The 21608-nt window shown below is 42.5% G+C and carries 16 protein-coding genes and 1 pseudogene; 12 read left to right on the top strand and 5 right to left on the bottom strand.

The genetic code is table 11. The features are described 5' to 3' along the window. Window positions 1–9: 9 nt before the first annotated feature. Entirely contained in the window at window positions 10–558 is a 549-nt protein-coding gene (locus tag JWG45_RS20770; protein ID WP_205281499.1) for a GNAT family N-acetyltransferase, read from the top strand. A 427-nt stretch (window positions 559–985) separates the two neighbouring features. Here the strand turns inward: JWG45_RS20770 and dnaE are convergent, their stop codons facing one another. From dnaE to gatB, 3 genes are all read right to left on the bottom strand, one after another. Beyond that, a complete protein-coding gene (gene dnaE / locus JWG45_RS20765; RefSeq protein WP_205281527.1) occupies window positions 986–4504 on the bottom strand; it encodes a DNA polymerase III subunit alpha in 3519 nt (1172 codons plus the stop codon). Window positions 4505–5138: 634 nt separating this feature from the next. Then, on the bottom strand, window positions 5139–5615 hold the full coding sequence (locus tag JWG45_RS20760) for a hypothetical protein (RefSeq protein WP_205281498.1): 477 nt from the start codon (window positions 5613–5615) through the stop codon (window positions 5139–5141). Window positions 5616–5756: 141 nt separating this feature from the next. After that, window positions 5757–7217: an Asp-tRNA(Asn)/Glu-tRNA(Gln) amidotransferase subunit GatB gene (gene gatB, locus JWG45_RS20755; protein WP_205281497.1), complete on the bottom strand. Its 1461-nt coding sequence runs from the start codon at window positions 7215–7217 to the stop codon at window positions 5757–5759. A gap of 119 nt (window positions 7218–7336) precedes the next feature. Here gatB and JWG45_RS20750 point away from each other — a divergent pair, with 119 nt between their 5' ends. The 4 genes and pseudogenes from JWG45_RS20750 (at window position 7337) to JWG45_RS20735 (ending at window position 9875) form a co-directional block, all read left to right on the top strand. Next, window positions 7337–8113, top strand: coding sequence for a ParA family protein (locus JWG45_RS20750; protein WP_205281496.1), 777 nt, complete (start codon window positions 7337–7339; stop codon window positions 8111–8113). Window positions 8114–8315: 202 nt separating this feature from the next. Then, window positions 8316–8858 (top strand): annotated as a pseudogene (locus tag JWG45_RS20745) (hypothetical protein); the annotation flags it as partial. A 35-nt stretch (window positions 8859–8893) separates the two neighbouring features. Beyond that, on the top strand, window positions 8894–9646 hold the full coding sequence (locus JWG45_RS20740; protein ID WP_205281494.1) for a toxin-antitoxin system YwqK family antitoxin: 753 nt from the start codon (window positions 8894–8896) through the stop codon (window positions 9644–9646). 4 nt (window positions 9647–9650) lie between these two features. After that, a complete protein-coding gene (locus JWG45_RS20735; RefSeq protein WP_205281493.1) occupies window positions 9651–9875 on the top strand; it encodes a hypothetical protein in 225 nt (74 codons plus the stop codon). Between the two features lie 1013 nt (window positions 9876–10888). Here the strand turns inward: JWG45_RS20735 and JWG45_RS20730 are convergent. Both JWG45_RS20730 and JWG45_RS20725 read right to left on the bottom strand, forming a co-directional pair. Further along, a complete protein-coding gene (locus JWG45_RS20730) occupies window positions 10889–11896 on the bottom strand; it encodes an LIC_10230 family protein (RefSeq protein ID WP_205281492.1) in 1008 nt (335 codons plus the stop codon). Window positions 11897–11903: 7 nt separating this feature from the next. Further along, complete coding sequence (locus JWG45_RS20725) at window positions 11904–12929, bottom strand: hypothetical protein (RefSeq protein ID WP_205281491.1); 1026 nt, start codon at window positions 12927–12929, stop codon at window positions 11904–11906. Window positions 12930–13053: 124 nt separating this feature from the next. Here JWG45_RS20725 and JWG45_RS20720 point away from each other — a divergent pair, with 124 nt between their 5' ends. The 7 genes from JWG45_RS20720 (at window position 13054) to mtaB (ending at window position 21364) form a co-directional block, all read left to right on the top strand. Further along, the gene (locus JWG45_RS20720) at window positions 13054–14427 is read left to right on the top strand and encodes an ABC transporter permease (protein WP_205281490.1); all 1374 of its coding nucleotides are present in this window, start codon (window positions 13054–13056) and stop codon (window positions 14425–14427) included. Between the two features lies 1 nt (window position 14428). Further along, entirely contained in the window at window positions 14429–15106 is a 678-nt protein-coding gene (locus JWG45_RS20715) for an ABC transporter ATP-binding protein (protein ID WP_205281489.1), read from the top strand. Between the two features lie 239 nt (window positions 15107–15345). Next, window positions 15346–16134, top strand: coding sequence for an ATP--guanido phosphotransferase (locus tag JWG45_RS20710; RefSeq protein ID WP_205281488.1), 789 nt, complete (start codon window positions 15346–15348; stop codon window positions 16132–16134). Window positions 16135–16273: 139 nt separating this feature from the next. Beyond that, window positions 16274–18823, top strand: a complete 2550-nt coding sequence (locus tag JWG45_RS20705; RefSeq protein ID WP_205281487.1) for an ATP-dependent Clp protease ATP-binding subunit — start codon at window positions 16274–16276, stop codon at window positions 18821–18823. 3 nt (window positions 18824–18826) lie between these two features. After that, window positions 18827–19252 carry a hypothetical protein gene (locus tag JWG45_RS20700; RefSeq protein WP_069608803.1) on the top strand — a complete coding sequence of 142 codons (426 nt, stop codon included), beginning with the start codon at window positions 18827–18829 and terminating at the stop codon, window positions 19250–19252. A 20-nt stretch (window positions 19253–19272) separates the two neighbouring features. After that, on the top strand, window positions 19273–20070 hold the full coding sequence (locus tag JWG45_RS20695; RefSeq protein ID WP_205281486.1) for a tetratricopeptide repeat protein: 798 nt from the start codon (window positions 19273–19275) through the stop codon (window positions 20068–20070). Next, window positions 20051–21364 (top strand): tRNA (N(6)-L-threonylcarbamoyladenosine(37)-C(2))-methylthiotransferase MtaB, encoded by a 1314-nt coding sequence (mtaB, locus tag JWG45_RS20690; protein ID WP_205281485.1) that lies wholly within the window; start codon window positions 20051–20053, stop codon window positions 21362–21364. The genes JWG45_RS20695 and mtaB overlap by 20 nt, the downstream gene beginning before the upstream one ends. The last annotated feature ends 244 nt before the right edge of the window (window positions 21365–21608 follow it).

Here is a 21608-nt window from a genome sequence, read left to right as displayed (position 1 = left end):
AAAAATAAAATGACTAAAGAAGAAAAGAAAGCGTTACTTTATATACCTGTTGACAAATCCAACTGGACTGAGTTGGAAACGTTATTTGAATCAAAAGGCGGCCCCCATAATTGCTGGTGTATGGTATGGCGTAATATGGAAGGAAAAGACCGTTCAAACAAAACCGACAAAAAAGATTCTTTAAAGAAATATGTTGAGAATAAATTTCCGATAGGACTTCTATGTAAAAAAAATTCTGAACCTATTGCTTGGTGTTCCATTGCACCAAGAAATAGTTATAGAGAATTGCAAGGAGACAGCACACTGGATAATGTTTGGTCTTTGGTCTGTTTTTTTATCAAGAGGGAATATCGGCAAAAAGGAATAACTGAAGAACTTATTAAAGAGGCAATAAAATATGCCAAAGCCAATGGAGCGCAATACGTAGAAGCGTATCCAGTTGACCCTGATTCTCCGAGTTATAGGTTTATGGGGTTCAAACCGCTATTCGACAAGATGGGTTTTGATTTTAAATACAAAGTCGGACAACGCAGAAATGTAATGACAGTAAGTGTCTAAAAAACAAAGAATCTCCGACGATGTCTTGCTAAAAGATAAGTATAGACGCTTCGAGAAAGCAGATTACAAAGTTAATAATTTCTGATTCGGATCCAATGTAATCCTATAAAACATTTCGATGATTCCGCTTATATAATGCATTGTTTTAAAAAATACGGAATTCAAATTGTTGCGAAGTATAGATTCTTCTCTTCTCAGAAATTCGACTTGCAAGTAAGTAGTGAGTCTCATTCCTTCAAGAGCGCCTCACGTATTGAAAACATTAGAAGCAAGATCCGCGGACGTTCGGAAAAAATCCGTCGTAATTTCCCGCTTTCTCGAATGAAGAAACCATGTTCCGAGAAAAATCTGATTGAAAAAAGTCTGAATACGGACTTGAAGTCCGTTTGAGATCAGATTGCGGCGAAATAGAAATTCGAAAAAAAACTTATCCCACGTTTCCCGTGATCTTATTCTTGTTAATCGGCTTGAGTTGTTCCCCTATGGAATAAAAAACGGAACGATCTCCCAACAAATCTGCGAGTCTCAAAAAAAGTTCCTGCACCGGCTGAATCGAATACGTGTCGTGCGCCCGGATCACTCTTTTTTCCTCGGAATTTTCCACGATATGAAAGAATACGGGAGATTCTCCTTTGTAACAAGCGAGAAGAGAGTAAAGTTTTGGAATCAACTCTGGATCTTCGGTGTGTCTTTCTTCCAAACGAAGATGAAGTGATTTTTCCAGTCGTTCTTCTATGGTAGCGTCGTCTAAAATTTCGATACTATTTACTTTGATCTGACCTCTAAGTTCCGCGTCTCCAACTTCGATCTTATCGAGATCGCCCTTGATAAAGATGGCTTGGTCTTCCTTTATAAAATCCTTATATTTCTGATAGGTTCTTGCGAAGGCAACACATTCGATTTCGCCGGTTCTATCTTCGAGTTTGAAGTTTGCGAATTCCTCATTCCGCTTGCTTAGTTTTACGTTTTTGGAGGAGATAACTCCGGCTACTTCTACCTTGGTTCCCGATTTGAGATCGTCGAACTTTTCGATTGGAATCGTTCGTAAACTTTGGAGTTGTTTTTCATATTTATCTAATGGATGACCCGATAGATAAAGTCCGGCTACCGCCTTTTCCCTTTTTAATTTTTCGTCGATTTCCCATTCGAGTGCGTCTTTGGGAAGGTTGAGAGTGAAAGAGCCTTCGTTTCCTCCAAAAAGGGAAAACTGACCTTCGTTGGTTCTCTCCTGCTCTTTTTGAGCAAAAGTAAGAATCGAGTCCACAGACTCGAAAAGGCATTTTCTCGTAAAACCGAAGGAGTCCAAGGCACCGGCCTGGATGAGAGCTTCGAACACTTTTTTATTGATCAGTCTCGTGTCGATGTTGAGCGCAAAGTCTTGGATGGATTTGAAACCGCCCGCCCTGGTTCTTGCTTGAATGATACTATCGCCCGCGGATTCCCCCACACCTTTCATCGCCGAAAGTCCGAAACGAATCGTTGTATCGTCGATCACGCTGAAAGACGTCTGAGATTCGGAAACGTCCGGATTGAGAATTCGAACTCCCATCTCTCGAGCGTTATTGATGTATTTTACAATATCGGTTGTTTTTCCGTGGTCGGAAGCGAGCAAAGCCGTCAAATATTCGATCGTATAATTCGCTTTTAAATAAGCCGTTTGATAGGTGATCATCGCGTATGCGACCGAGTGGGACTTGTTAAATCCGTAACCACCGAATCTTTCCAATTGTTCGAAGATATCTTTGGCGACTTTTTCTTGTGTGCCTTGCTTAACCGCGCCTTCTACGAATTGCCCTTTCAGTTTTTCCATAAGGTCGGCTTTTTTCTTCGCCATCGCCTTACGAAGCATGTCGGAATCACCGACGGAAAATCCTCCGACAACGCGGGAGATACTCATCACCTGTTCCTGATAAACAGGAACACCGAAGGTTTCTTTTAGAATGGGTTCGCAAGCGGGATGCGGATAGGTAACTTGTTTTTTACCGGATTTACGATCCAAGTATTCGTCCAACATCCCTTCCCCCATCGGACCGGGACGATACAACGCGATCAAGGCTACGATTTCGTCGAAGTTACTTACCTGGCTTTTAGCGACTAGATCCGTGATACCCGTGGATTCTAACTGGAAGATTCCCAGGGTGTTTGCCTTTCGAAGAAGTGCGTAAGTGTTCTGATCTTCGTAGGAAATCTCGTCTAGGTTGATTCGATTTCCTCTTCTTTGTTCTATGAGTTTGATTGCGTGATCCAGGGTCGTTAAGTTTTTAAGACCCAAGATATCCATCTTGATCAGACCGATACTTTCCAGATTGTTCTTATCGTATTGAGTTACGATGGATCGAAAACCCGGTCTTTCTTTTTCCGCCACTGTGGAAAGAGGAACTACTTCTTCGAGAGGATAAGGAGAGATTACGACACCCGCAGCGTGTCTTCCCGGTTGACGATAGTTTCCTTCCAATCTTTGAGCGATCGCAAAGATCTTATGATTGATATCGTCCTTTTCGGAAAAGTTTTTGAGCTCCGAAGAAGTGTTGAGCGCTTCCGCGATCGACATTCCCAATTTGTTCGGGAACGCCTTGGTCATATCGTTGGCTTCTCCAAAAGGAAGATTCAAAACTCTCGCGACGTCTTTAAGAGCGGCTTTTGCGGCAAGTGAGTTGAATGTGATAATCTGACCGACCCGTTCCTCTCCGTAACGTCTTCGGATATAATTGATGACTTCTTCTCTCCGTTCCACGCAGAAATCTGTATCAATATCGGGCATGTCCTTTCGATCGGGATTTAGGAATCTTTCGAAGAGGAGATTGTGTTGCAGTGGTTCTACGTTCGTGATTCCGAGCGCAAATGCTACGATCGAACCCGCGGCGGAACCTCTCCCGGGTCCGACCGGAATTCCGTTTCTTTTTGCATAGTTGATGTAATCTTGAACGATCAAAAAGTAACCCGCAAATTTCATATTCTTGATCGTGTTGAGTTCGAAGACGACTCGGTCTTTGATTTCCGGGGTTAAACTAGGATATTTCCTTTCGATTCCTTCCCAGATCAATTTTTCAAGATAAGAATCGGCGTCGAACCCTTCGGGAACCTCGAACTCCGGAAGTAGATAGTTGCCGAAAGTAAGTTTAAGATTTACTTTATTGCTTATTTCTAATGTGTTGTGGAATGCTTCCGGAATTTCGGGAAAAATTCTCGCCATCTCATCCGGACTCTTCACATAAAACTCGCCGTTAAAACCGAATTCCATCGGGTCGGTGATTCTTTTCTGCATTCCGATTCTGAGAAGAATGTCCTGAGCTTCTTGGTCCGTTTTTTTTAGGAAGTGAGAATCGTTTGTAACGACTAAAGGAATGCCTGTTTTTTTACCGAACTCATAGATTTGTTTCGCGACGATCATCTGTTCGGGAATTCCGTGATTTTGAATCTCCAAGTAAAAATCTTCTTTGCGAAAGATTTCATGAAGTTTGCCGGCGAGCTGAAATGATTCGTCGATCTTTCCTTCCAGGATTTTTCGATTCACTTCTCCGGCGAGACAAGCGGTCAAACAGACAAGGCCTTCGCTGTGTCGATCCAAAAGATCGTAGTCGATTCTCGCCTTCTTATAAAAACCTTCCGTATACGATTTGCTGGAAAGACGTATTAGATTTTTATAACCTTCTTCGTTCTTTGCAAGGAGAATCAGGTGATACGCGTTTCCATCCGCGATTTTTACCATTTCGGTTTCTTGTTTGCGGTTGGGAGAAACGTAGAATTCGCTTCCAATGATCGGCTTTACGCCTTGTTTTGTCGCCTCGTTGTAGAATTCAACGGCTCCAAACATGTTTCCGTGATCGGTCATTGCAACCGAGGTCATGCCAAGTTCTTTGACGTGTTGCATGAGCTCTTTGATACGGATAGCCCCGTCGAGCATGGAGTAGTTTGTGTGCAGATGAAGGTGGGCGAAATCCTGCATTGTAAGGGACATAATAGAATTTCGGCGAATCCGACGTCAAGAGTCTAATGGTCCGAAATTTATAAGTTAGACCGATTTCCGAAACTTTTTAGAAAGAAGAAATTTTGAAGTTCGTGTAGAAAATGGAAGCGCGGATTTTAGGGAAAAATGCCGCGGTAAAACGGGCTCTCGATACGGATTCTCTTCGTTTCATAAAATGGAACCATTTTTGTTTCTCTTTTTTGGTTTTCTAAAAATATGCTTCGTTTTCAATTTCTTCGTTTGGATTCGATCTTCGTTGAATTCTCCCAAAAGTTTGAAAGGGTCGGAACTCCAATGAAAATTTAACAACCATACATCTTTTTGAAAGTTCATATATGGATAGAAAGAAGGAATCTGTGGGGACTCCGGCGTTTTTCTTGCTAGGGCTTGATAGAGGCGGATTTATTTTTAGGATTACGCGCTCTTACTTAGTTTCATAAATTATATAATTAAAATTGAATTTGTCCCTTTTGGACGAAGAAGATTTTCTCGCTTCTCGTAATTTTGTTCTGAGTCATCGTTTTGATTTTTCCGACAAATTATATGCTTTGAAAAAAACTTGCTTAGGAATCAAGGTCCGGAATCGAGCAGTTCTAAGATAGAAATTATAAAATTAAGCCTTTGGAAAAATGACCGGTTCTAATCGTTTCAACCAATTCTTAAAATACTCCTCTAACTCTTGGGAACGACCATGAGAACTTGCGTGATAGATTCGAAAATCTTTTTGGTTTTGAATCTTATCCGCATAGAGCATTTGATTTACTTCCAGAAGCGGTGAAAGTTCGATTTCATCTATGGATTGAATCGTTCTTTTCGAAAGATAGGAATTTGCCGTCTTTCGATATTCCATAACGAGCATCATCACATAACCTTCCACGTCGCTCGCTCTCGGATGATTTTCACGCAGGTCCGTATCTGATTGAAAAATCGGGTGAAGGCAAAACGCTCTCTTTGCAAATTCGCTCGCCCCGATTTCGGAAAGGATTTCCAATCCTTCATCGATATGACGGATCAAAGGAACTTGGGATCTTTCCGCCTTTTTCTCTCCATAGAATTCACGAATCCATTCGTACTCTTTCGAAGTTGTCATTTTTGGTTTGGAAGCGATTCTTTCTAAGAAACTGTCCTATTGGAAGAATTCGGTGAAGCACCGTTTCTCGATATTCTATTTAAATTGGGCTTTGGGGCCTCTTTCAAGTAGAATATCGAAATTGGAATGAGCAAAAGATTCTTAACCTTTCGGCGGCAACGGGCCTAACTTATCCAAGAGGAGTTGGTTGACTAATTCAGGATCCGCCTTCCCTTTGGAAATCTTCATCACGTATCCCACAATGGCGCCTAACGCGCGGTCTTTTCCGCTTTTGTATTTTGCGACCGCGTCTTGATTGTTTGCAATCGCTTCTTCTACGATTCTTTCGATTTCCTTGTCGTCTCTCACGACGAGAAGATTTTTTTCGGTTACGATCGTTTCGGCGTCTTTATCGGAAGTTAATAATTCTTCAAAAACGGTTTTTGCAATCTTACCGGAAATCTTTCCGTCCGCGATGAGCTTTACAAGTGCGCCGATTCTTTCCGCAGAAACAGAAAATTCTGATATTGTAATGCTTTCTTTGTTTACGATTCCGAGAATTTCGTCTTTCACCCAGTTCGAAGTTCTTTTTGCGTCTCCGGAAACTTTGAGAGCGTCTTCAAAATAATCCGCGATTTCTCTTTCCGCAGTGAGAACTTCCGCGTCGTATTTCGGAAGTCCCAACTTTTCCACAAAACGATTTTTTCTTTCGTTCGGAAGTTCGGGTAGTTTTGTGCGAACGTGTTCGACCGTTTCTTTTTGGAGAATGATTACCGGAAGATCGGGGTCCGGAAAGTAGCGATAGTCGTGACTCATTTCTTTGGTTCTCATCGTTACGGTTTTGTTCGCAACCGAATCCCAGAGTTTTGTCTGTTGTTGAAAGGTCTTTCCTTCGAGAGCCATTTCTTTTTGCCATTCGACTTCGTAGTCGATCGCCGCTTTCACAGCTTTGAAAGAATTGAGGTTCTTGATTTCAACTCTTGTTCCGAATTTATCCGATCCCTTCGGACGAATGGAAACGTTCGCATCACAACGGAGTGAGCCTTCTTCCATGTTGCAATCGGAAACTCGGATGTATTTCAGAACGGATTTTAAAGAATTCAGATAATAGTATGCTTCGTCAGAGGATCTCATATCCGGTTCGGAGACGATCTCGATAAGCGGAGTTCCGGCTCTGTTTAAATCGACATAGGATTGTGGAACGTTCGGATCCGCGGAGTGTATTAACTTTCCTGCGTCTTCTTCCATGTGAATTCTCGTCAAACGCACATAACGTGAAGATTCTTCTCCTTTGATCGTAAAGGTAACGCCGCCGCCCGTGCAGATCGGTTTGTCGAACTGGGAGATTTGATAACCTTTCGGAAGATCCGGATAAAAATAATTCTTTCGATCGAATTTCGTAAAGAGTGTGATATCACAACCGAACGCGAGTCCCGCCATGATTGCTTTTTCCAGAGCCAGTTCGTTCAGGACCGGAAGGGCGCCGGGGAGACCCAAACAAACCGGATTTGTCTGAGAGTTCGGAGGAGCGCCGAACTTGGTAGCGCTGGTCGAAAATATCTTCGATTCCGTATTGAGTTGTGCGTGCACTTCCAGTCCGATGACTGTTTCAAATTCTGCCAACTGTATCTCCTTTTCCGGATTGTCATCCCAAACCGATCGGGGATTCTATCCCTAATCCTCGGAAGACGATCTCTAAATGTAGTCTCGGGAAAGCGGAATCTACGGGCAACGGATTTTTTATGAAACAGATCCTCTGTATAGCAAACCAGAAAGGCGGAGTCGGCAAGACGACTACGGCGGTTCACCTCGCCTTCGGTCTCGCTTTGAAAGGAGAGCGTGTTTTGCTTCTGGACTTGGACGCCCAGGGAAATGCGACTTCCGTTTTCCCGGCGGAAAAACCAATTGCGTCTTCTCTCGAAGATGGAAGAGAAAGAAGCCTTTATAGAATCTTCCGAGACGGAGGCAATCCTTCCGAAGTTTTGATTTCCACAAGAATGGAAAAATTGAAACTCGGTCCTTCCCATCCGTCGCTCGCAGAAGTGGATGTGATGCTTTCCGGAAAAATCGACGGATTCTTCCAGCTGCGAGATTCTTTGGAAACGATCAAAGACGATTTCGATTATGTCATCATCGATTGTCCTCCGAGTCTTTCCATGATTACCTTAAATGCGTTTGTAGCATCGACGGGACTTCTGGTTCCTCTTCAGGTTTCGAAATTTTCCCTGGACGGAATCGAAGCCATCTTAGACGCTCATAAGAATACCGTGAAACGTTTCAATCCTTCTCTGAAAGTTTTGGGCGCAGTTCTCACAATGTTCAATCCGAGGACGACCCTTTCCCAAACCTTGGAACCGATGATCGAACCGTATTTGAAATTATTTTCCTCAAGAATTCCTCCGTCCGTAAGCGTGGAAGAAGCTCATATGTTAAAACAAACTCTTTTTGAATACCAGCCAAAAGGAAAGGCTTCCAAATGTTATCATGGTTTAGTAGAAGAGGTTCTGGCTCTTGGCTAAAAAGGATCTCCTAAAACAAGCGGCCGGGGCTCACGTTCGTAAAACCTTGGGAGGAGACAATTCTCCCGAAGGCGAATCTCACGATAATACCGCAACGGCTCCCAAGGAATCGAATTCGACGGATTCTTCCCAAGACCTTGTTACACAACCTTCCGAGATTCGTTTGGAAGAGAACGTTTTCAAACGGGAACCGGAGAAAGCCGAAAATTCATCGATTCAGAATTCATCCTCTTCCGAGGCAAGAGAGGAAAAACATTTGCCCAAAAAGAACCACCTCCACAGGATAAGCAGTGTCATGAGATTGGAAGATTATACGAAACCGGAATCCCCTGAAAGAGAAGGATCCTCACGTTTTTTAAAGATTGCCGGAGTGATTCTACTCGCGCTTGCGATTTGGTTTTTTTGGCCCGCAAAACACGAGATCTATATGGACATCGATAAGATGACTCCGGAGAAGGTTTCGGGAATGAGCTCTCAAAAAGAATACCATTTCTCTCATGGACAGGACTTCTTTATCTATTATAAGAAAGGTTGGTCCACACCCAAAAGAGTTCGTCTTTCGATTTACAAAACTGACGGCGGAAAGGAAGAATTTTCGGTTCAAGAAAAGGACTTTCGGAAGAGTTTTGAGAAGTTCCAAACCTATTACGACGATACGTTCTTCGATCAGCAGGGATCTTACGAAGTGGAGATTCGAGACGAAGACGGAGAACTCCTCGTAAACAAAAAGTTTACGATTGATTGAGTTTTTCAAACGATTCCTTATACAATATAAATTGAATGAACTTAGAGTCTAAATCCTTTCAAAACGGAATGAATTCCTTTGTCTTAAAGGCGCTTGTATTTATCTTTTTAACTTTTCTTTTTGCAAACTGCGTCAAAGAACCGATTCCGCCGAACATTCCTGCGGGTGCGAAGTTCGAGAAACAATTCAACGCCTACGTTTTTACGGAACCTGGAAGAAGAAGAATCTACTACGACAACGGAAAAATCTACCAAGATTGTGAAATCAACGAATTGGGTATAGAAAACGGGATCTGCAAGTTTTATTCTAAATACGACGATCGATTGTTGTCAAGAGGTCGTTTTGAGAATGGGGTTCGCCGCGGAGAATGGAATTGGAATTTCGACAACGGAAATCCTTACATTCGACAAAGTTTTGGAAAAGGAAATCGAAAGCCCGAAGTTTTGATGAGCGGGGACGAAGGAAATGAAGAAGGTTCTTACGAAAGATTTTACGTGAACGGCCAGGTGGAGTTGAAGGGAAGTTATTTGGACGGATATAGAAACAACCTCTGGCAGAAATTCTATCCGGACGGTGAACTGGAATACACCGGCTATTATAAGAATGGAAGAAAGATAAGAACCTGGTTTTATTATTATCCGACTCATAAAACCGAAGCGATCGAAGTTTTTGACGAGAGCGGTGACTTTCTTTCGAGGACAACTTTTCTTCCCGATGGAACTAAGAATTGCGAGATGTCAAAGGGGTCTCGGACGATCTGCGAAACATTAGCTTCCTCTAAAAAGTGAATTCGTGAAGTTTACTTTTGGAATTTTATTTCTTCTCGTAGTCTATCTAAGCGTTTATTTTTCTCTTACAATTTCCAATCTCTGGATTCTTCTTTCCACTTTCTCGGTCGTCCATATCGGGCTTTTTCAATCCTACCGAGAAACCCTGAACTTAAAATTTTATCTTCTCTGCTCGAGTCTCCATCTTTTGAGTATTCTTCTGATGAATTTGTATTTCCGACAAACTTAAAAATTGGCAAGGAAGGAACTGGTAAAACGTTCTCTCCCGCTTAGATTCTTTACAAAGGACCAATCTAATTCTATAAATCAAAGGAAAATTCTTCTGAAGTTTATACATTTGAACGTTTGAATCACCAAAGAGGAAACTGGCGATTGGTTTCGCTCGAAGGTTCTACAGATCGAAATTTCTTTTCTAAAACTCCGGAAAAAAAGAACGGTAGAATTTCTTTGCAGCAAAAAGTCTTTCCTTTGAATCCCGCCAAGTGTAATCGTAATCGTCCCAAGGATCGAGAGGTTTAAAACGACTAAGGCGGGATTAAAAGCAAATATCTCGCCTTTTATAAAATTGCGGGTGGAGTCGTTTTCTCGAATTCTTTAGCTTCGACAATCCGTCCTTTGGAGCACAGAGCATTTTGCTTTGGATCGAATTTCTGATCCAAAGCGCGGCATAACCTTACTCACAGGTTGTCTGGATCTTAAAAAAAGCCTGTCGGAACTCCGACAATTCTCTGTAAAAGTCGCCCGCCCCGCCCAAATTTCGGGTGGTGGGGAGCGGCGGCGGGAAAATCTCGGCAGACTTTCCTCTATCATAAAATTCTAATTTTGCAAGCACAATCCCCCGTGTAGGAACTCCTAAAAACCCTTGTCTCGGGAGGATTCTCTTTGTTTCCCCCGACTTATAGGAAAGGTGATGCAGATCTTGAACTCTCTGCGCGCGTTTATGGGCACTTCCGCGGGGAGAAACGAGCGATTGCGGGAAAAATCGGTTGCATTGGTTCCTATCAGTAAAATCGATCTTTCGAAAGCACAAGGTTTCAAATGTAGAAGTTCATCAAAAACTCTGAGCGGGATCTTGTTGATCCTAAATCGTTTTTTTAAATTGCGGATACTATTCTGCAAATCGGATTTGAATTTTCTCAAACTTTCAACCGAGTAAATCGATCAAGGGAAATCGAAGAGTAAGCTTAAAATTTAAATAAGTTAGAATATTCTAAAACTATAATTTATTGAACAGGGGTTTTGTTAAACCGACTTTCCGGAAGTGAAGTCCAAAATCCAGGTATTCATCGAAAGAACCGTAAATAGAAGCACCACAAAAAGGATGATCCCTATGATCGAAAAACTGATAAAGATCGTGTTTCTGATAATTCTAAACTGAAGATAACTAATCGAAAGTGTGATATTTCCCGCAGGAGTCAGCTCGTCGCTTTTTCCCATTCTAAAATAATTGCGAATGTAAAACAACATCAGAAAAAAGATCAAGACCAACAGCAGGATCCCGAATTCAAAGGAATAGTGTTTTTGCAGAAGAAAGATCGGGATGTAGACGAGATTTCCCAGAACGATTCCCGCGGCCATGATGATAACGAAATGGAAAAGAACCGGAAGCCATGAAATTTTGGAATTTGAATTGGACTGAAATTCGCCTTCTTCCCCGTTTTGCGCCGTTTCCAAGACTCCGAAACGATCTGCGATTTTTTTACCGTAAACTTTTGGAATCGCAAAACACATATAAACGAGAAATCCGGTCAAAGTGAATAAGGCTAAGGAAGAAATCGTCCCGATGATCGGGGTTTGCGGAATACTCCTCATGGGATGCTGAAGAGACATGAGCACTGGAAGAATTGAAATCAAATAAAGACTTCTATTAAGAAAAGTATAAAACCAAGCTCGGTAGTAAAGACTCAAAAAAGAAGTCACCGATAAGAATATTAGAAATCCGTAAATAAACAGCATGATCTTCTGTCCGAGAAGAATTCTGTTCAATCGGTCTACCGTGGCGTCTAACTGTGCGTCGACGGGGATCGTCTTTTCGTTCAATTCTTCCATCACTTTGGAAGTCAGTACGATTTTTGAGATCAATCCTCTTTCGATTCCCCACTGCGGTGCGAGTTCTCTTCCCGACCCTTCCAGAAGAGCTTCCATCGAATCCATATCCCTTGGATCATAAAAGACGGGTTCAAAGGATATATTAATCAGACAGAACGATAAAATGATGAAGGGAAGTATTTTAGAGAGTATTGTTTTCATAAATTGATTAGAGGAGGAATACAAAGATTGCGGTCATTGCAATTCCCAAAACGCCGAGCGCGACCAGGATCGTGATTAACAATCCGGAATCTTCGGTAGTTTGAGAACTCTGGGAACTCGCCTTGGAAGGTTGTTTTCCCGTTGGAATCGTTTTTTCTCCCGTGTATGGTTTTACTTTGATTGAATTTTCTTCTTCGTAGATTTTTCCGAATATATCGCCGCCTATCTGAACCACGGTTTCGTTTTCGACTCCGTTGTTTTTCGAAGTAATTACGGTTCCCGGTACGGGGCGAATTTGCCCTTCCGGAGTTTCCAACTTCATAGATTCTATAATCACCTGCGAAGAAGTGTCGGCTTTTAAAAGTTGAATCATAACCTTATCGCCGGTTTTTAACGAATTGATCTGAACTCCCGAAACGGGAGAAAGAACGAATTTCATCGGAATTACCCTTGCACCGGAAGGAATATACTGTTCTACGGATTCGACCGGTTTTCCAAATTCCATATTTGGAGTGGAAGATTCAAAGGAAGGAAGACCTTCGTCACTACCGCCGGAAATATCCGCTGAAATTTCCTCTGAGATATTTGAGTTGTTTTCTTCCTCAAGTTTAGCCCGATCCGAAATCATATAAAAAATTTCAATATCAGGTTTAGAATTTCCTGCGGCTTGATTGATCACCTGATTGAGAATATACGAAATCTTTTCGTTATCTTTATTCTTCAAATAGTGCATGAGCTGTTCCATAAAATCGTCTGATTTTCCATTGGCTTGAAAGAGCTCATTTAATTTGTTCGTGAGATTCTTAAGTTGTTTCCCTTCGTATTTCAATTTTTGGCAAAGATTTGCAATGTCTTTGTGAGAGGAAACGGAAAGTTGTATGGATGAGATGTTATCGGACTGACCAACTGCGACTACTTCCAGTTTATCGATCTTTGCGTTTTGAATATCGATAACGCTTGTAAAGAGAATGTGTATCGAAGAAACGCTGTCACGAGAGATAAATTGAAACGAATAGACCTGATTGGAGCTCATGTATTTTTAACTTAAGAAGGCTCCGTTTTGGAAACTTTCTTCTTTATTTTTGACATTCTGGTTCGGATTCAGAGAATTGTCAAACTAAGGAAGGTTTTAACCTTCTAAATTTAAGAGTTTTTTGATGAAGTCAAATTTGTTCCGGGGTTCTCTGATATTTCTGGTAACCTCCCGCTATATACGGGGGTCCCGGGTCGCAGGTCTCCTATCTTTAAAGTCTAGACTTTCGTTTATCGTGATGGCAGTGGGAGTTTCACTGTTGATCGTAGTCTTATCCATCTTCAACGGATTTCAAAGACAGGTAAAAGAATCTCTTTGGCAAGGCGGTCCTCACATCACCATCGAAAATAATTTCGACTCCGGTGATATCAAGAATTACGAAAAGGTCGTAGCTTGGATCAGTAAGAATCCTTACTTAAAAGAAAGAATCGTTTCCATCGGCGGGAGTATCACAAGCCACGGTCTGATTCAAAACAGCAATTCGTTTATTCCTATTATGGTTCGTGCGCTTCCTGTTGAGAACATTCAGGATTTAATCGGAAATCGTCTTCCGAACTTTCCAAGAATCGTTCATCACAACCGCGAAGAGATAATGAATTATAATTCGGAAAATCAAGTGTTGATCGGTAAGGAAATGGCCGGGCTTTATAACTTTGATTTAGGAGCGAATCTTACGATGGCCGTTCCTGGAGGAAGATTTTCTCTTGGAAAGGGTGTGGACGTTTCGATCAAAACCTTTCGTACCGTCGGATTTTTTAAGACCGGTTATTATAACTACGATACACATTACGTTTTTCTTTCTCTTCCGGTAGCACAGAGATTCTTCAGCTTAAAAAATTCGGTGAATCAGATAGCAATCAAAGTGAAGTCTTTGGATGATCTGCAAAATTGCAAAAGAGAAATTCTTAAAGAATTCAGAGATCCTGAATTTGAAAACGAGATCGGTTATTCGGCTTCCTTCGGGGTAAGAACGATTGCGGAAGAACAGGAAAACTTTTTTACGGCTCTAAAGTTGGAAAAGACGATCATCTCTATTATCGTTTTCTTATTTATCATTCTCGCGGCATTGGGAATGGTCGCCAGCGTTTACAGTTTAGTGAGAGCTAAGAGAAAATCGATCGGGGTCTTAAAGGCTCTCGGATTGCCTTCTTCCGGCATTCTACTTATCTTTACGTTAAATGCGATGGTCGTAGGGATTTTGGCGTCAATTGTCGGCGGCGTTTCCGGAATTTTTATCGCGAGTAATTTGGAAACGATCGTAAACGCGCTTTCCGAACTTATCAACATGGTCGGGTTTTATTTTTATCATTCCGAATGGACGAACGTAGAATTGGTTCCGAAGGACGTCTACTACTTTGATCATATTCCCGTCGACATAGACATTTCATTTATCTTTATGGTGACGACCGCCGCTACGATTCTTTCCGGAATCGCGGGTTATTTCCCAGCAAGATGGGCCGCCGGACTCAATCCTGTGGACACAATAAGGAACGACTAACGTGAGTCTGATACAAGTAAGAAGTTTAGTAAAAAATTATCATATTCTGGATAAGGAATTTAAGATTCTGGATCATCTGGATCTCGACGTCGAAGAAGGGGAGATCGTTTCCGTAGAAGGAAAATCGGGAATCGGGAAATCGACTCTTCTCAACATTCTCGGATCCATGGACACTTATGATTCCGGAGAAGTGAACGTTTGCGGAGTTTCCTTGGATCAAATCTCTGAAATCGGAAAAGAGAAATTTAGAGCGGAGAAAGTTTCTTTTATCTTTCAACACCATCTCCTTCTTCCTGACTTTACCGCGCTCGAAAACGTGAGCATTCCTCTTTTGATCAACGGAGTTCAACCAGGAAAGGCAAGACAACTTTCGATAGAGATGTTGGATCGGGTCGGTTTAAAGGATCGTCACGATAACTTTCCTTCTCAGTTGTCCGGAGGAGAAAGTGCAAGAGTCGGCGTTGCGAGAGCGCTTGTCGCCGGAAAGAAACTCGTTCTTGCGGATGAGCCTACCGGGAATTTGGATCGTGAGAATTCTAGAAATCTAATGGCTTTGATTTTAGAACTTCAAAAAGAATTTCGTTTTTCCATGGTGATCGTGACGCATGACATGGAGCTCGCAGCTCTGGCTCATCGAAGAAACACGATGGCCGGCGGAAAGTTACAGCCGATTTCCTGAACTTTAAAATCGGAGACGGAGAATATTTCGTTCTTGGTTTCAACAGGCAAAGGAAGCTGGAAAAAGGCTTGTAAGAAAATTTCAATCCGTCCTCAAGCTAAATCGGTAAAAGCAGAATTTCAAAAGTAAATCGATCTTTCCTACGTTCTCGTAACTTTCGACTTTGAAAAAGAAAATTCGAAAGGATTCGGGAAGATTGGTTATCTGTTTGAAAAGAAGTTATGGAGAAGGATCAGCCGATGTTGTCGGAAACTTGTCTGCATTGTGGGACCAATCGATCGATCTGGAACGAACGGGGAAAGATCGGTTGTATTCATTGTCTGAAGCTGTTTCGAAAGGAATATCGCACCCATCTTCGGAATGAGAATATCGATTTTTCCTCTCGCTACCTCCAAGGGGCTGAGTCGGAGCGGTTTTCCCGTTTTGAATCCCTCTCGGAGTCCAAAAAGATTCGAAAGTTGGATCAAATGGCTCCTCCTTTTACCTTTCGTTTTAGAATCAGCCGCAATCTATCTGGCAGAATTTATCCGGCAACCTCCGGAGTTCCGACCCAAATTCTAAGATCCTTCTTATCGGAAAGAATGGAGGTCGATCAGGCCCACCTTCGGACGAAAGACCTCCCGGTGCGGATCCCTTGGGGAGAAGGAAATCTATTTTGGGGCGACGAAGATCATATTCGTTGGGAAATTCTCTCTTCTTCGGTCGGCGAATTGTTCCGAAAAATCGAAAGTTCTCCTCTGGAAAAAATGGAGAATCAGAATTTTTTTGATTACGATCAGGAATTGGGTTATGTCACTTCTTGTCCCACAAATGCGGGGTTGGGAACCAAAATCAGCCTGAAATTCTCCACAAAGATCTGGAAAAAAGAAGGAGTTCCTACTTTTAAGGTCCCCGGTTTTTTGGAGTTTTACCTTGAAAATTCTTCAGAATTCGCCGTTTTTTATCTGAAAAATTTTGCTTATTCTCAAAAAAATTCCTTTTTAAATTTAGTTTATTATTTAGCCTTACAGGTGGAACCGGGGTTTTAGCCCGGAATTTTTACTCTAACTTCCGTTCCTTTTTTGAAAACGTTCCGATATTGAAATTAAAAGCAGAACCTCACTCTCGGGTGGGAAATTGGATGCGAATTCAGTCTAATCATTACAAATAAAACACAAAGGCGCTGTTATGCTGGAATTTACAAAAAGAGCCAAAAGAGTCATCAACGAGATTGCTCAGGATGAGGCGAAGCGTCTTGGTAGCGATTATATCGGGCCGGAGCACATCCTTCTCGGTCTTCTCAAAGAAGAAGATTCGGTCGCTATCAAAATCCTGAACAACCTCAATATTAACCTCAACGAGTTGCGTAAAGAGGTAGAAAGAAGAACGCGTGAAGCATCCGGGGCATTGCTCATGGACGTCGCAGGTGGTCAGGATCGATATCAAAAAATTATCGAACTCTCCAAGGAAGAAGCAAAACGTCTCAAACACAACTACGTAGGGACGGAGCACATCTTGCTCGCTCTCTTGAGAGATAACAATAATATCGCTGGCGGCGCTCTCTATTCTTTCAGCGTAAATTATAATGTTATAAAGAGCGAAATTCTTCGTTTGCTCGGAGCTCCTCCTACGAGTTCCGTCGGAGTTAGCTCGGCCGCTCAAACCGGGCCGCAAGGAACACAACCACGTCAGGAGAAAACAAAAACTCCGATCTTAGATGAGTTTGCACGCGACCTCACTCAACTTGCAAAGGATAAGAAGTTGGATCCTGTTGTGGGAAGAGCGATTGAAATTCAAAGAGTGATTCAAATTCTATCTCGGAAAACAAAAAACAATCCGGTTCTTGTAGGAGAATCCGGTGTGGGTAAAACCGCAATCGTAGAAGGGCTTGCTCTTGCGATCGTTGAAAAAAGTGTTCCGGATCTTTTATTCGAAAAAAGAGTTCTCTCTTTGGATCTTGCGTCTTTGATCGCAGGAACTAAATACAGAGGAGAATTTGAAGAACGTCTGAAAAAGATCATGAAGGAAATTACAACTTCCACAAACATCATTATCTTTATCGACGAGCTTCACACTTTGATCGGAGCCGGAGCTGCTGAAGGCGCCGTGGATGCTGCAAACATTCTCAAACCTGCATTAGCGAGAGGAGAACTCCAGTGCATCGGCGCGACTACGAGTGCGGAATATCGGAAATACATCGAAAAAGATTCTGCGTTGGAAAGAAGATTCCAAGTCGTAAAAGTTGCGGAACCTTCCGTGGACGATGCGATTCAGATTCTCCAGGGATTGAAAAAGGCCTACGAAGCTCACCACAAAGTGAGATATTCGGATAAGGCTCTGGAACAATCCGTAAAGCTTTCCCATAGATATATCAACGATCGTTATCTACCAGATAAAGCGATCGATATCATCGACGAGGCCGGAGCAAAAGCCCGTTTGGCGAACTGCGCCCGTCCTCAATCGATCAAGGATCTGGAAGAGGAAATCAAATCTCTCGCGACCAAAAAAGAAGAATTGGTTCGTGCGCAAGAATACGAGAAAGCCGCCGGCGTTCGCGATGAAGTGAACCGCAAAAAACAGGCGATGGAAGAAAAGATTCGTTCTTGGCAAGAGAAGATGGAAGACTTCGCGGTCAACATCGAAGAAGACGATATTCTTTCCGTGATCTCATTGTGGACCGGAATCCCATTGGAAAAAATGGAAGAATCCGAATCCGATAAACTTCTCCGACTCGAAGACGAGTTGAAGAAGCGGATCGTTGGTCAAACCGACGCGATCGAGAAAATCGCGAAAGCGGTGCGTCGTGCGAGAACAGGATTCAAGAGCGAAAGACGTCCGACTGGATCTTTTATCTTCCTCGGACCGACGGGAGTCGGAAAGACAGAGCTCGCAAAAGCGCTTGCGAATTTCCTCTTTGGAAACGACGACGCGATGCTTCGTGTGGATATGTCCGAATACATGGAACCACACGCTGTCAGCCGTTTGATCGGAGCGCCTCCCGGTTATGTTGGTTACGATGACGGAGGTCAGTTGACCGAGTTTGTCAGAAAGAGACCTTATTCTATCATTCTTCTGGATGAGATTGAAAAAGCGCATCACGACATTTTCAATATTCTCCTTCAGATCATGGAAGAAGGAAACTTGACCGATACGAAAGGCCGTAAAGTCAACTTCAGAGATACGATCATTATCATGACTTCCAATATCGGAGCGAAAGAAATTCAATCCGGTGGAAGACTTGGTTTCGAAGATCGTAAGGACGAAGCTGCGAAATATAAGTCCGATCAAACTCGCGATCAGTTGAAAAAATACTTCAATCCGGAATTCTTAAACCGCGTGGACGAAGTCATCTACTTCGGATCTCTCACCAAAGAAAATATCATGGCTATCATCGATATTATGGTGATCGATACGAACAAAAGATTCCGCGAAAAGGCGATCCATGTTTCGATTACTGGTGCGGCCAAAGATCATATCATGGATATCGGTTACGACGAAAAGTTTGGAGCGAGACCTCTTCGGAGAGTTTTTCAAAGAGAACTTGAAGATCATATGGCAGTCCAGACCCTCAAAGGCGCTTACAAGGAACCTACTAAAATCGAAATCGATTTCAAAGAAGGAAAACTTGATTTCGTGGAAACTCCTTGGACCGACTACAAACCGGCTGACGCGAAAGCCGGAGGAGACGACAATTCTTCCGGTAATCCCGAAAGGTCGGAAGAAATTGCCTTAGTCTAAAGGATGCCGATTCTCATTCCTGTATTGATTCTGGTTTCGTATCTTCTGATTCGGAGGATTTGGTTCCATCTGAGGAAAATCAGAACCATTGCAGGGATTGAGAAAATCTCTCTCTGCGTTTTTCACCCCGATTTATTTCTTCCCGAGGTACGGGTCTTCTACAAGTATTACTTTCAGGGCGGAGTTTACTACGGCTCGGGATATATGCTCTTGACCGACTTCCTCGGTCAGGAAGAATACTCAATCTATCGAAATACGGACGGTCTCCCGGTTCTCGAAATGGAAGACCAAGTCGTTCTTTCCGAAGAACAGATCGAGCATTTTCTAATGCAGAAGTATCCTAGTATCATCGTTTATATCGATCCCGTAGAACCGTTTCATTCTCTCATTGATTGTATCAATGCAAAATCGATGAGAATGACCGCCTAAAGATTCAAGAGAGTATCAAAATGCCGATTCGAAAATTACGTTCCGCCTTTCTATTTCTAAGCGTCCTTGTAGTATTTCATTCTTCTTTAATATACGCGCAACCCAGCCAAGAATATTCTTCCGCTCTGAAAGAATTCGAAGGGAAGAATTACGAAAAATGTCTGGAGATCATTCGTGCCCTTCATGAAAAAGGTGCAAGATCCTACGAATCGCATTATCTCGCAGGTCATTGTCATTTCGCGGCGGGGAGAACGAAGTCCGCGGGCACTCATTGGTCCGAAGCCCTTTCGATGAAACCGGGAGACCCGGCCGTCAGCCTGGACTTTGCAAGATTTCTTTTGAACAACGGAAGAGAAGACGACGGACTTGATATCATCGCCCGCGCCTATGAACTCAATCCACGCAACAAGGACGTTCGACTTCTTTTTGGAACGGCTCTTCTTTATAACGGCAAAGCAAAGGACGCGCTGAGTATTACCGAAAAATTAAAGGCTGAAGATTCGAACGATTATCGTCCACTGGTTTTGGAAGGTCAGATTTACTATTATCTGGGAAGTATCGAAAAAGCGGAAGTGAGTTTAAAGTGGGCGAATTCTTTAGTTCCAAATAATGCAAACATTTTAAACAACTTGGCTCTCGTTTACGAAAAGGCGTCCAACCAAGAAAACAAAAAGGGAAAGTTTTCAAATGCGAAGAACTATCTCAATTCTGCGAAGGAACAAATCGAATCCGCTTTGAAGATCGAACCGGAAAATGTTCATTTCAAAGGTAACCTCAGAAGAATCGAAGCAAAACTCAATGCCCTCTCAAATAGCTGAACAAACCGTCCTTTTTAATACTCTCGGATGTAGGCTCAATTTTTTTGAGTCCGATGGTTTGTTTTCTTCTCTCACAAAACACGGGTATCGTTCCGCGGAAGCGGAAGAACATCCCGAAGTTGTCATCATCAATACATGCACGGTCACGAATAAGGCCGATTCTCGAAATCGAAACACAATTCGGAATGCGATCAAAAAATTTCCCGGTTCGCAGATTTGGGTTACTGGTTGTTACGCGGAAACCGATCGTGAGTCGATCGAGGCAATTCCGGGTGTGGCGGGTGTTGTCGGCAATACCGAAAAATCAAAACTTCCATCGATGATACTGGAAAAGAAGGGGCTCATAGGCGCGGAAGATATGCTTGGTGTCGCGTATGATCGCTTTTCTTATTCCGATGTTTTGCCAAACGGACATACTCGCGCGTATTTGAAGATTCAAGATGGATGTAATCGAAAATGTTCTTATTGTAAGATCCCGCAAGCGCGCGGTTTGGGAGTCAGTCGGAAATACGAAGATGTTCTCGATCAGGTTCGATTTTTACAAGATCATGGAGTTGGAGAAATCACTCTTACAGGCGTGAATCTCGGCTGGTATCGAGACGCGGAAAATAAAAAAGCCTTCAACCGCGTTTTAAAAGATATCTTAAGTATATTAGAATATTCTAGACTTCGAATTTCCTCGATCGAGCCGCCCGATGTGGGAGGCGAACTCGCGGAATTGATGTCTCATCCACGGTTTACTCCGTTTCTTCATATTCCTCTCCAAAGCGGAAGCGCTGAAATCTTGAAAAGGATGAAGCGAACTTATACTCCGGAGACCTTCCGCAAAAGGGTGGAGATCGCGAAGGAAAAAATTCCCGGTCTCTTTTTAGGAACCGACGTGATCGTCGGTTTTCCCGGAGAAACGGAAGAAATGTTTCATGAAAGCGTAAGAATGGTTGAAGAACTTGGATTCGCAAAGATCCACGCCTTTCCGTTTTCCGTCAGGAGAAACACGTTAGCCGAAACCTTCACCGATTCCGTAAGTAAGGAAATCAAAAAAGAAAGGGTTCATATTCTGAATTCCCTTTCGAGAAACTTGCATAAGAATTATGCGATTGCAGAAACCGGAAAAGTTCGTGAGGCGATTCTCGAACAAGGTGGAACTGCGGTGACTGACAATTATCTTAAGGTAAGAATTTCCGAAGAAGAATTAAAGAATCTAAAAAGCGGTCAGTTTTTGAACGTGGAACTTTCGGAATATCACACGGATGACGATAAAGAAGGAATTTTTTTCGGTCGAGTTTTTAGATAAGAATTTTATATTCTCAGTTCTCAAATTTGAGTCGGTTTAAAATTCAATACGGTAATTGGAACCTTCACTTCCGAGACTTGTATAATGAAACTTTAAATTTAGAGGTAGAATCAGCTTCACTTTCAAAATTTGTTTTTACAATATCTACAGTTTCAACCTTTACGAATTTAAAAAAATCAAGATTTACGTTCATAGATGGAAAATTAATTTCCGGAATTTATCCTTTTGAACACGAAATCGGCGA

The sequence above is a fragment of the Leptospira ainlahdjerensis genome (assembly GCF_016919175.1).
GTDB lineage: Bacteria > Spirochaetota > Leptospiria > Leptospirales > Leptospiraceae > Leptospira > Leptospira ainlahdjerensis.
The sequence above is the reverse complement of the archived record's forward strand: the minus strand, read 5'-3'. Positions and strand labels throughout refer to the sequence as shown.